The organism is Streptococcus sp. NSJ-72 (genome assembly GCF_014334035.1).
Taxonomy (GTDB): Bacteria; Bacillota; Bacilli; order Lactobacillales; family Streptococcaceae; genus Streptococcus; species Streptococcus constellatus.
On record NZ_CP060489.1, the window covers coordinates 550605 to 562567 of the forward strand.

Consider the following 11963-nt stretch of genomic DNA (forward strand, 5'->3'; position numbering starts at 1 on the left):
TGATATACTAAGATAGTTGTCGCTTGAGGGCGATAAAGACCTTTGAAAACTGAACAAGACGAACCAATGTGCAGGCGACTGTTGAGAGACAGTCCGTCAAACAAAAGAAAAATAAATCTGTCAGTGACAGAAATGAGTGAGAGCTCAAACTTTATATGAGAGTTTGATCCTGGCTCAGGACGAACGCTGGCGGCGTGCCTAATACATGCAAGTGGAACGCACCGATGAAGCCGTAGCTTGCTACAATTTCATCAGTGAGTCGCGAACGGGTGAGTAACGCGTAGGTAACCTGCCTGGTAGCGGGGGATAACTATTGGAAACGATAGCTAATACCGCATAAGACATTTTACTGCATGGTAAGATGTTAAAAGATGCAAGAGCATCACTACCAGATGGACCTGCGTTGTATTAGCTAGTTGGTGAGGTAACGGCTCACCAAGGCCACGATACATAGCCGACCTGAGAGGGTGATCGGCCACACTGGGACTGAGACACGGCCCAGACTCCTACGGGAGGCAGCAGTAGGGAATCTTCGGCAATGGGGGGAACCCTGACCGAGCAACGCCGCGTGAGTGAAGAAGGTTTTCGGATCGTAAAGCTCTGTTGTTAAGGAAGAACGTGTGTGAGAGTGGAAAGTTCACACAGTGACGGTACTTAACCAGAAAGGGACGGCTAACTACGTGCCAGCAGCCGCGGTAATACGTAGGTCCCGAGCGTTGTCCGGATTTATTGGGCGTAAAGCGAGCGCAGGCGGTTAGATAAGTCTGAAGTGAAAGGCAGTGGCTCAACCATTGTAGGCTTTGGAAACTGTTTAACTTGAGTGCAGAAGGGGAGAGTGGAATTCCATGTGTAGCGGTGAAATGCGTAGATATATGGAGGAACACCGGTGGCGAAAGCGGCTCTCTGGTCTGTAACTGACGCTGAGGCTCGAAAGCGTGGGGAGCGAACAGGATTAGATACCCTGGTAGTCCACGCCGTAAACGATGAGTGCTAGGTGTTAGGTCCTTTCCGGGACTTAGTGCCGCAGCTAACGCATTAAGCACTCCGCCTGGGGAGTACGACCGCAAGGTTGAAACTCAAAGGAATTGACGGGGGCCCGCACAAGCGGTGGAGCATGTGGTTTAATTCGAAGCAACGCGAAGAACCTTACCAGGTCTTGACATCCCGATGCCCGCTCTAGAGATAGAGCTTTACTTCGGTACATCGGTGACAGGTGGTGCATGGTTGTCGTCAGCTCGTGTCGTGAGATGTTGGGTTAAGTCCCGCAACGAGCGCAACCCTTATTGTTAGTTGCCATCATTCAGTTGGGCACTCTAGCGAGACTGCCGGTAATAAACCGGAGGAAGGTGGGGATGACGTCAAATCATCATGCCCCTTATGACCTGGGCTACACACGTGCTACAATGGCTGGTACAACGAGTCGCAAGCCGGTGACGGCAAGCTAATCTCTGAAAGCCAGTCTCAGTTCGGATTGTAGGCTGCAACTCGCCTACATGAAGTCGGAATCGCTAGTAATCGCGGATCAGCACGCCGCGGTGAATACGTTCCCGGGCCTTGTACACACCGCCCGTCACACCACGAGAGTTTGTAACACCCGAAGTCGGTGAGGTAACCGTAAGGAGCCAGCCGCCTAAGGTGGGATAGATGATTGGGGTGAAGTCGTAACAAGGTAGCCGTATCGGAAGGTGCGGCTGGATCACCTCCTTTCTAAGGAAAAATCGGAAGCCATTGAGTTCGTTTTGTTTAGTTTTGAGAGGTCTTGTGGGGCCTTAGCTCAGCTGGGAGAGCGCCTGCTTTGCACGCAGGAGGTCAGCGGTTCGATCCCGCTAGGCTCCATTATCTAGGATGCAAAGAAATGAGATTCTTGTTCAACTAGATAAGATAGGATAGGTGTTCAACGGGTAAAGAAGTTGAACACGAACCTAATTAGCCCATTGAAAATTGAATAACGATATCAAATAGTAACAAGAAAATAAACCGAAACGCTGTGAATATTAATGAGTTTATGACTGAAAGGTCAAAATAAGGTTAAGTTAGTAAGGGCGCACGGTGGATGCCTTGGCACTAGGAGCCGAAGAAGGACGTGACAAACGACGAAATGCCTTGGGGAGCTGTAAGTAAGCGTAGATCCAGGGATGTCCGAATGGGGGAACCCAACAGGTACTACCTGTTACCCATATCTGTTAAGGATATGAGGAGGAAGACGCAGTGAACTGAAACATCTAAGTAGCTGCAGGAAGAGAAAGCAAAAGCGATTGCCTAAGTAGCGGCGAGCGAAAGGGCAGGAGGGCAAACCGAAGAGTTTACTCTTCGGGGTTGTAGGACTGCGAAGTGGACGTAAAGATTATAGAAGAAGACCTTGGGAAAGGTTGCCAGAGAGAGTAAGAGCCTCGTATTTAAAATAGTCTTTATACCTAGCAGGATCCTGAGTACGGCGAGACACGTGGAATCTCGTCGGAATCTGGGAGGACCATCTCCCAACCCTAAATACTCCCTAGTGACCGATAGTGAACCAGTACCGTGAGGGAAAGGTGAAAAGCACCCCGGGAGGGGAGTGAAAGAGAACCTGAAACCGTGTGCCTACAACAAGTTCGAGCCCGTTAATGGGTGAGAGCGTGCCTTTTGTAGAATGAACCGGCGAGTTACGTTATGATGCGAGGTTAAGTTGAAGAGACGGAGCCGTAGGGAAACCGAGTCTGAAAAGGGCGACTTAGTATTATGATGTAGACCCGAAACCATGTGACCTACCCATGAGCAGGTTGAAGGTGCGGTAAAACGCACTGGAGGACCGAACCAGGGCACGTTGAAAAGTGCTTGGATGACTTGTGGGTAGCGGAGAAATTCCAAACGAACTTGGAGATAGCTGGTTCTCTCCGAAATAGCTTTAGGGCTAGCGTCGACATGAAGATTCTTGGAGGTAGAGCACTGTTTGGGTGAGGGGTCCATCCCGGATTACCAATCTCAGATAAACTCCGAATGCCAAAGAATTATGGTCGGCAGTCAGACTGCGAGTGCTAAGATCCGTAGTCGAAAGGGAAACAGCCCAGACCACCAGCTAAGGTCCCCAAATAATTGTTAAGTGGAAAAGGATGTGGGGTTGCACAGACAACTAGGATGTTAGCTTAGAAGCAGCTATTCATTCAAAGAGTGCGTAATAGCTCACTAGTCGAGTGACCCTGCGCCGAAAATGTACCGGGGCTAAAACAATTTACCGAAGCTGTGGATACCTTTATAGGTATGGTAGGAGAGCGTTCTATGTGTGGCGAAGGTGTACCGTGAGGAGCACTGGAACGCATAGAAGTGAGAATGCCGGTATGAGTAGCGCAAGATGGGTGAGAATCCCATCCACCGTAAGACTAAGGTTTCCAGGGGAAGGCTCGTCCGCCCTGGGTTAGTCGGGACCTAAGGAGAGACCGAAAGGTGTATCCGATGGCCAACAGGTAGAGATTCCTGTACTAGAGTATAGAGTGAAGGAGGGACGCAGAAGGCTAACTCAAGCGTGCGAATGGAAGAGCACGTCTAAGCAGTGAGGCGTGGTATGAGTCAAATGCTTATATCTGTAACGTTGAGCTGTGATGGGGAGCGAAGTTTAGTAGCGAAGTGAGTGATGTCACCCTGCCAAGAAAAGCTTCTAGCATTAATCTATATTCTACCCGTACCGCAAACCGACACAGGTAGTCGAGGCGAGTAGCCTCAGGTGAGCGAGAGAACTCTCGTTAAGGAACTCGGCAAAATGACCCCGTAACTTCGGGAGAAGGGGTGCTCAGTTTAACTGAGCCGCAGTGAATAGGCCCAAGCAACTGTTTATCAAAAACACAGCTCTCTGCTAAATCGTAAGATGATGTATAGGGGGTGACGCCTGCCCGGTGCTGGAAGGTTAAGAGGAGTGCTTAGCGGTAACGCGAAGGTATGAATTGAAGCCCCAGTAAACGGCGGCCGTAACTATAACGGTCCTAAGGTAGCGAAATTCCTTGTCGGGTAAGTTCCGACCCGCACGAAAGGCGTAATGATTTGGGCACTGTCTCAACGAGAGACTCGGTGAAATTTTAGTACCTGTGAAGATGCAGGTTACCCGCGACAGGACGGAAAGACCCCATGGAGCTTTACTGCAGTTTGATATTGAGTGTCTGTACCACATGTACAGGATAGGTAGGAGCCAATGAGATCGGGACGCCAGTTTCGATGGAGGCGATGTTGGGATACTACCCTTGTGTTATGGCCACTCTAACCCGGTAGGTTGATCATCTACGGAGACAGTGTCTGACGGGCAGTTTGACTGGGGCGGTCGCCTCCTAAAGAGTAACGGAGGCGCCCAAAGGTTCCCTCAGATTGGTTGGAAATCAATCGTAGAGTGTAAAGGTAGAAGGGAGCTTGACTGCGAGAGCTACAACTCGAGCAGGGACGAAAGTCGGGCTTAGTGATCCGGTGGTACCGTATGGAAGGGCCATCGCTCAACGGATAAAAGCTACCCTGGGGATAACAGGCTTATCTCCCCCAAGAGTTCACATCGACGGGGAGGTTTGGCACCTCGATGTCGGCTCGTCGCATCCTGGGGCTGTAGTCGGTCCCAAGGGTTGGGCTGTTCGCCCATTAAAGCGGCACGCGAGCTGGGTTCAGAACGTCGTGAGACAGTTCGGTCCCTATCCGTCGCGGGCGAAGGAAATTTGAGAGGATCTGCTCCTAGTACGAGAGGACCAGAGTGGACTTACCGCTGGTGTACCAGTTGTTCTGCCAAGAGCATCGCTGGGTAGCTATGTAGGGAAGGGATAAACGCTGAAAGCATCTAAGTGTGAAACCCACCTCAAGATGAGATTTCCCATGATTTTATATCAGTAAGAGCCCTGAGAGAAGATCAGGTAGATAGGTTAGGAGTGGAAGTTGTGTGAGCAATGGAGCGGACTAATACTAATAGCTCGAGGACTTATCCTAGATTAGTTACTAAGGGTGAAAAATCCCCTTGAGAAATAGGAAATGGGAGTAGTGTTCAATGATCACCAGACCATTTATCTTTTTTCCAAGGATTTAGCCCGAGTACAATTTTATTGAGAGCACAGAATGTTTAGTTTATGCTTGAAACGATTTGAGAGCGTTATTCAATTTTGAGTGGACGAAATATCCAGTGGATGTTTTGGCTTGGGAGATAGAGGAAGCGAAACTTTTGACCGAGTCCATTCATATAGTTAAGTGACGATAGCCTAGGAGATACACCTGTACCCATGCCGAACACAGCAGTTAAGCCCTAGAACGCCGGAAGTAGTTGGGGGTTGCCCCCTGTGAGATAAGGTAGTCGCTTAGCATTTATCCGGCATAGCTCAGTTGGTAGTAGCGCATGACTGTTAATCATGATGTCGTAGGTTCGAGTCCTACTGCCGGAGTTGTATATGATTAGAAATCTTGTTTAAACAAGATTTCTTTTATTATGTGTTCTTTGTCTGTCTGGGTCTGTGAGGTGGAAGATAAATATCTTCCGCTATGCGGATGCGTATCAAAGGTTATACCTAAAGAACTCCAAACACCCTACAATAACGGTGCTCAGGCCTACCGTAAAGTAAAGGGAGAAAAATATGATACAAAAGGCACATAGTTTATCACACAAAGTGGAATTGTAAAGCTTGTTACTTTGTCTTCTTTATTTTTTATGGTTCTTGTATAATGTAGCTAAGATATTTCAATGGTAATAAAAATTGACTCTATCATGACTGTCATGATAGAGTCAATTTTATGCAAAAAATGCTTTGTATAGTGCTTTAATAGCTGCTTTTTCTTGTTCGGAATTAATAACAATCATAATTGAAACTTCACTAGATCCTTGTGAAATCATTTGGATATTAATGTGATTATCTGATAATGCTTTTGTTGCGGTAGCAGTCAAACCAATGTGACTTTTCATTTTTTCACCGACAATCATAATAATTGAGAGATTATGCTCTATTTCTGCGTGATCTACTTCTAACTTTTGTCTTAATTGACGAAGAATTTCTTCCTCTTTAATAGGGGTTAATTCACGATTCCGAAGAATAATAGATAGGTCATCGATACCAGTAGGCATGTGCTCCCAACGGATATTTAGATCTTCCAATATTTGCAAAACTTTTCTACCAAAACCTATTTCACGGTTCATGAGGTATTTAGACATGTTGATGCTGGTGAAATGGGCATCTGCAGCGATACCTACCACAGGAATATCCCCGTTGCTATGCTTTAAAACAATTCTCGTTCCAGGATGAGTAGGGTTGTTTGTATTTTTAATAACGAGTGGAATTTTTCCGCGGTAAGCTGGAATGAGTGCTTCGTCATGTAATACAGTAAAACCTGCATAAGCTAATTCACGCATTTCACGATAGGTTAATTCTGGAATGGAATGTGGCATGTGAATAATGCCAGGATGAGCTGCGAAAATACCATCAACATCTGTAAAATTTTCATAAAGATCAGCTTTTACACCTGCAGCAATAATGGAGCCAGTAATATCAGACCCACCACGTGAAAAGGTGCAAATCTGGTCGTCTTTTGTTACTCCAAAGAATCCTGGTATAATCAATACTTCATCAGCTTCATTTAATTCTTCGATTTTATCATAACTGGAGGGGAGAAGTCGCGCATTTCCTGGCTCACTGGACACAATAAGTCCTGCTTCTCTGGGATGAACATAACGTGCATTTATCCCATTTTGGGAGAAATAGGCTGCAATAAGTTTCGCATTATTATTTTCACCTGCAGCAAGAAAAGTATCATATAGGAATTTATTATTTTTGATAGGAAGGCTTGCGAGCTTTTGGATACTTTTTGAAATTCTTTCTAGAATATTTGGCTTGAGCTCCAGTTCTATCGCCATGTCTTGATAGCGCTGAATAATCCATTGTTGATGTTTTGTTACGTCATTACCAGCAACATAGTCTCGATAATATTTAATGAGGGCATCTGTTACCTTTGTATCTTGCGCATTTCGTTTTCCGGGAGCAGATACAATCACAAAACGCCGTTCAGAATCTTCTTTGATAATCTGTAATACTTTTGCTAATTGGGTAGCAGAGGCAAGTGAGCTTCCTCCAAATTTAACAACTTTCATAACTTCTCCTATTGACTAATTGTTTAAATTATAGCAAAATTCTGAATTTTTTTCAAATTTACCTTCCCTCCTTGCAAAAGCAATTATTTTATGCTAGAATGTAATCGCATTATTTGATAGTCAAATAATTTAATTTACAAAGAAAATAATTGTCGGAGGCAATTAAATGCAATTTGAAAATATTTTATATAGCGTTAATGACGGTGTTGCAACATTGACTTTGAATCGCCCAGAGGTTTCCAATGGGTTTAATGTTCCCATGTGTGAAGAAATTTTAAGAGCGATAAAAATGGCTTCTGGAGATGAATTAGTTCAAATATTGCTAATTAATGCAAATGGAAAAGTGTTTTCTGTTGGAGGGGATTTGGCAGAAATGCAGCGTGCGGTGGAGGCAGATGATATTCAGTCTTTGGTAAAAATCGCTGAATTGGTAAATGAAATTTCTTACTCAATGAAACAATTACCTAAACCGATCATTATGAGTGTGGATGGACCAGTTGCTGGTGCAGCAGCTAATATGGTAGTAGCTGCGGATTTCTGTATTGCGACGGAGCGTTCTCGTTTTATTCAAGCTTTTGTGGGAGTAGGTCTCTCTCCGGATGCGGGAGGATTGTATTTGCTTGCAAGAGCGATCGGTGTGACGAGAGCAACTCAATTAGTGATGACAGGTGAGGCATTGAATGCTGAAAAGGCCTTGGATTATGGGCTGTTGTATAAGGTTTGTGAAGTTGAAAAATTAGGTAACGTGACAAGTCAGTTGATTAAGAAATTAAAGCGACATTCTATAAATTCCTACCAAGCTATTAAGGAGTTGATATGGGAGAGTATGTTTGCAGGTTGGCAAAAATATGCTGATTTGGAATTAAAATTGCAGAAATCTCTCGCTTTTACAGAGGATTTTAAAGAAGGAGTTCGAGCCTATGCAGAAAAACGTCGTCCTAAATTTTCTGGGAAGTAAAAAAGTAGTTGCAATTTATTTTGATATCTGATATACTTTTTTAGTCAAATGTTTTGATGATAAAAGTTTTTTTGTTAGAGGAGGATAGATTTTTGGATTACCAATTGGTCAATGATTATTTAACGTCTATTTTCAATAATGTATTGGTTATTGAAGAATCTAGTTTGAGAGGCAGTCGCTTCAAGGATATCTCTATCAAAGAAATGCATACGATTGATGTGGTTGGAAAGAATCCCAATGCAACCCCTAGCAGTGTTGCGAAGGAATTGATGGTGACATTAGGAACCGTAACAACTAGTTTAAACAACCTCGAAAGAAAAGGTTATATTGAACGAACACGTTCGGAAGTTGATCGCCGTGTGGTTCATCTAAATTTGACAAAAAATGGCCGACTGATTTATCGTTTGCATAGACGATTCCACAAGAGAATGGTTGAGAGAATCATAGACGGAATGGACAGCAATGAGATGGAAGTGATGGGGAAAGGGCTAACTAATCTGTATCATTTTCTAGAGGATTTGAAATAATGAATTATGCTAAAATTAGTCAAGTTGCTCATTATGCTCCGAGTCAGGTGGTTACAAATGATGATTTGGCAAAAATCATGGATACGAGCGATGAATGGATATCCAGTCGAACAGGAATAAAGCGTCGACATCTGTCACGAACGGAGTCAACGAGTGATCTGGCTACTAAAGTGGCAAATCAATTGTTGAAAAAGGCGAACATCAATGCAAATGAGCTTGATTTTATCATTGTAGCAACTATTACCCCAGACTCTATGATGCCTTCAACGGCTGCACGAGTTCAAGCAAATATTGGCGCCCATCATGCCTTTGCGTTTGATTTGACAGCAGCTTGTAGCGGCTTTATTTTTGCCCTGTCGATGGCTGAGAAGTTAATTTCCTCAGGTCGTTATCAGAAAGGTCTTGTTATAGGAAGTGAAACTTTATCAAAAGTCCTTGACTGGTCTGATCGATCAACTGCGGTTCTTTTCGGTGATGGTGCTGGAGGAGTGCTTCTTGAAAGTTCCTCGAGACAGCATTTTCTCGCTGAAAGTCAATTTACGGATGGTTCGCGTGGGGAAAGCTTGACTTGTAGTAAATATGGTTTGTCCTCACCTTATTCCGAAAAGGAAGAAGCGGCACTATATTTAACGATGGATGGTCGTAAAATTTTTGATTTTGCTATTCGAGATGTGGCAGCTTCTATTAAAGACACGATTGAATCCAGTAATGTTCAAGTAGAGGATATTGACTATTTACTATTACATCAGGCCAATATTCGCATTTTAGATAAAATGGCGAAAAAAATTGGTGTAGCAAGGGAAAAACTTCCTGCGAATATGATGGAATATGGGAATACGAGTGCGGCAAGTATTCCAATTCTTTTATCTGAGTGTGTTGAAAAGGGGTTCATTCATCTTGATGGCAGCCAAACAGTTTTGCTATCAGGATTTGGTGGAGGTTTGACATGGGGCACACTTATTGTTACAATTTAGTTATTATGTGGTAATCACATGAATATAAATATTTATTTTTAAAGGAGTCTATCATGGCAGTATTTGAAAAAGTACAAGAAATTATTGTGGAAGAACTTGGCAAAGAACCTTCAGAAGTTACTCTTGAGTCAACTTTTGATGACCTTGACGCAGATTCATTGGATTTGTTCCAAGTTATCTCAGAAATTGAGGATGCATTCGATATTCAAATTGAAACCGAAGAAGGATTGAACACAGTTGGTGACTTAGTTGCCTATGTTGAAGAAAAAACAAAATAAAAAGTTGAAACGGGGCTGAGATAAGATTCTCGCCCTCTTTTGAAAAAAGTATTGAGGTAGGCAGTGAAGTTAACTGTATAACCGATTTGCTTGAGAAAAAAGAACAGTAAAGAGTTAATTTTGTCGGAGTGGGATAATGAAGTCTATAGTTGGATGATATGTTCCGCTCCCTCTTGTTTAGGTAATAGTTTGATTTTCAAAGTATACAAGTGCTTGAATTGAAAGAATTGAGCCATTACTTAAGCAACATGTAAGGAGGTATTATGCAAACACGTGTCACAGAATTGTTAAATATTAAATATCCTATTTTTCAGGGTGGGATGGCCTGGGTTGCTGATGGTGATTTAGCTGGGGCTGTATCTAAAGCTGGAGGTCTTGGAATTATTGGTGGTGGTAATGCACCAAAAGAAGTTGTTAAAGCTAATATTGATAAGATTAAATCATTAACAGACAAGCCTTTTGGCGTGAATATTATGCTGTTGTCTCCTTTTGTGGAAGATATTGTTGATTTGGTCATTGAAGAAGGTGTCAAGGTTGTGACAACTGGCGCAGGAAATCCAAGTAAATATATGCAACGATTTCATGACGCTGGGATTACAGTCATTCCAGTGGTACCAAGTGTAGCATTGGCTAAGCGAATGAAAAAAATTGGCGCAGATGCAGTTATTGCTGAAGGGATGGAAGCAGGAGGTCATATCGGAAAATTAACGACTATGACACTGGTTCGTCAGGTTGTTGAAGCGATTGATATCCCTGTGATTGCGGCAGGGGGAATTGCAGATGGTCGTGGTGCAGCTGCAGGCTTTATGCTTGGTGCAGAAGCTGTGCAAGTGGGGACACGTTTTGTTGTCGCAAAAGAGTCAAATGCACATCAAAATTATAAAAATATGATTTTAAAAGCCCGTGATATTGATACGACTATTTCTGCTCAACATTTTGGTCATGCAGTACGAGCTTTGAAAAATAAACTGACTAGAGAATTTGATCAAGCAGAAAAGGATGCGTTTAAGCAAGAAAATCCAGATTTAACTGTTTTTGAAAACTTGGGTGCAGGAGCTTTGGCAAATGCAGTTGTTCGGGGTGATGTGGAATATGGATCAGTCATGTCAGGACAAATTGCGGGGCTTGTTAGCAAAGAAGAGACAGTTGAAGAAATTTTGAAGGATATATACTACGGTGCAGCAGAGGTAATCCAAAAAGAGGCTAGCCGTTGGGCAGGAGTAACTAGAAATGACTAAAACAGCCTTTCTATTTGCAGGTCAGGGAGCTCAGTATTTGGGAATGGCTCGTGACCTTTATGATCAGTACAATGTAGTGCGAGCAACCTATGATGAAGCAAGCCAAGTGTTAGGTTATGACATAAGGAATTTAATTGATCGTGAGGAAGAAAAACTCAATCAGACACGGTATACTCAGCCAGCGATTTTGACGACTTCTGTGGCTATCTATCGGTTATTGCAGGAGGAAGGAATACAAGCTGCCATAGTAGCAGGTCTTTCTCTTGGAGAATACTCTGCTATGGTAGCCGCTGGTGCTTTGGAGTTTACAACGGCGGTTGATTTGGTGGCAAAGCGTGGTGTTTTTATGGAGGAGGCAGCTCCTGCTGGCTCTGGTAAAATGGTTGCGGTTTTAAATGCTGATTTGGCTACGATTGAAACGGCCTGTCAAGAGGCTAGTCAGCTGGGAATTGTATCACCAGCAAACTACAATACACCTAGCCAGATTGTTATTGGCGGTGAAGTTAAAGCGGTTGACAAAGCTGTGGAATTGTTAAAAGAAGCTGGCGTGAAACGTTTGATTCCACTCAAAGTTTCTGGCCCATTTCATACAGCTTTGTTAAAGCCAGCTAGTGATAAATTGTCAAAAGTTTTAGCAGCAGTCGAATTTATTGATTTTAAACTCCCTTTGGTAGGAAATACAGAAGCTACTGTCATGGAAAAAGAACGGATAAAAGAGCTATTAACCCGTCAGGTGATGGAGCCGGTTCGTTTTTATGACAGCATTGCCAGAATGCAAGAAGCTGGTGTAACAAAGTTTATCGAGATTGGTCCTGGAAAAGTTTTGTCTGGTTTTATGAAAAAAATTGATAAGACAGCTAATGTTTATCAAGTAGAAGACGCGAAGAGCTTGACTGCTCTTCTAGAAAAAAAGGAATAG

General features: G+C 43.4%; 7 protein-coding genes, 2 tRNA genes and 3 rRNA genes. 11 read left to right on the plus strand and 1 reads right to left on the minus strand.

Translation table 11 applies throughout. The features are described from left to right. Positions 1-151 precede the first annotated feature (151 nt). The 5 genes from H8787_RS02770 (at position 152) to H8787_RS02790 (ending at position 5375) form a co-directional block, all read left to right on the plus strand. Positions 152-1707, plus strand: a 16S ribosomal RNA gene (locus H8787_RS02770). Between the two features lie 56 nt (positions 1708-1763). Beyond that, a tRNA-Ala gene (locus tag H8787_RS02775) sits at positions 1764-1836 on the plus strand. 190 nt (positions 1837-2026) lie between these two features. Further along, positions 2027-4929: ribosomal RNA gene (locus tag H8787_RS02780) — 23S ribosomal RNA — on the plus strand. 251 nt (positions 4930-5180) lie between these two features. Next, positions 5181-5296 (plus strand): 5S ribosomal RNA (gene rrf / locus H8787_RS02785). Together the 16S, 23S and 5S rRNA genes with 2 tRNA genes alongside form the textbook arrangement of a ribosomal RNA operon. Before the next feature lie 5 nt (positions 5297-5301). Next, positions 5302-5375, plus strand: a tRNA-Asn gene (locus H8787_RS02790). Between the two features lie 344 nt (positions 5376-5719). Here the strand turns inward: H8787_RS02790 and H8787_RS02795 are convergent. After that, entirely contained in the window at positions 5720-7069 is a 1350-nt protein-coding gene (locus H8787_RS02795) for an aspartate kinase (protein WP_187328189.1), read from the minus strand. A gap of 166 nt (positions 7070-7235) precedes the next feature. Between H8787_RS02795 and H8787_RS02800 the strand changes: the two genes are divergently transcribed. The 6 genes from H8787_RS02800 to fabD all read left to right on the plus strand — a co-directional run bounded on the left by H8787_RS02800 (position 7236) and on the right by fabD (position 11963). Further along, positions 7236-8027, plus strand: a complete 792-nt coding sequence (locus tag H8787_RS02800) for an enoyl-CoA hydratase (protein WP_003070416.1) — start codon at positions 7236-7238, stop codon at positions 8025-8027. A 92-nt stretch (positions 8028-8119) separates the two neighbouring features. Continuing rightward, complete coding sequence (locus tag H8787_RS02805; RefSeq protein ID WP_003070414.1) at positions 8120-8554, plus strand: MarR family winged helix-turn-helix transcriptional regulator; 435 nt, start codon at positions 8120-8122, stop codon at positions 8552-8554. Beyond that, positions 8554-9528: a beta-ketoacyl-ACP synthase III gene (locus tag H8787_RS02810; protein ID WP_187328190.1), complete on the plus strand. Its 975-nt coding sequence runs from the start codon at positions 8554-8556 to the stop codon at positions 9526-9528. Before H8787_RS02805 ends, H8787_RS02810 begins: the two co-directional genes overlap by 1 nt. A gap of 53 nt (positions 9529-9581) precedes the next feature. Further along, positions 9582-9806 carry an acyl carrier protein gene (locus tag H8787_RS02815; protein ID WP_003026017.1) on the plus strand — a complete coding sequence of 75 codons (225 nt, stop codon included), beginning with the start codon at positions 9582-9584 and terminating at the stop codon, positions 9804-9806. 263 nt (positions 9807-10069) lie between these two features. Beyond that, positions 10070-11044, plus strand: a complete 975-nt coding sequence (gene fabK / locus H8787_RS02820; RefSeq protein ID WP_039676482.1) for an enoyl-[acyl-carrier-protein] reductase FabK — start codon at positions 10070-10072, stop codon at positions 11042-11044. Next, positions 11037-11963 (plus strand): ACP S-malonyltransferase, encoded by a 927-nt coding sequence (gene fabD, locus H8787_RS02825; protein ID WP_187328191.1) that lies wholly within the window; start codon positions 11037-11039, stop codon positions 11961-11963. Before fabK ends, fabD begins: the two co-directional genes overlap by 8 nt.

Coding starts and splice junctions, on each gene's coding strand:
- H8787_RS02795 (WP_187328189.1), bottom strand. CDS start 7,069: ATGAAAGTTGTTAAATTTGGAGGAAGCTCACTTGCCTCTGCTACCCAA.
- H8787_RS02810 (WP_187328190.1), top strand. CDS start 8,554: ATGAATTATGCTAAAATTAGTCAAGTTGCTCATTATGCTCCGAGTCAG.
- H8787_RS02815 (WP_003026017.1), top strand. CDS start 9,582: ATGGCAGTATTTGAAAAAGTACAAGAAATTATTGTGGAAGAACTTGGC.
- H8787_RS02800 (WP_003070416.1), top strand. CDS start 7,236: ATGCAATTTGAAAATATTTTATATAGCGTTAATGACGGTGTTGCAACA.
- fabK (WP_039676482.1), top strand. CDS start 10,070: ATGCAAACACGTGTCACAGAATTGTTAAATATTAAATATCCTATTTTT.
- fabD (WP_187328191.1), top strand. CDS start 11,037: ATGACTAAAACAGCCTTTCTATTTGCAGGTCAGGGAGCTCAGTATTTG.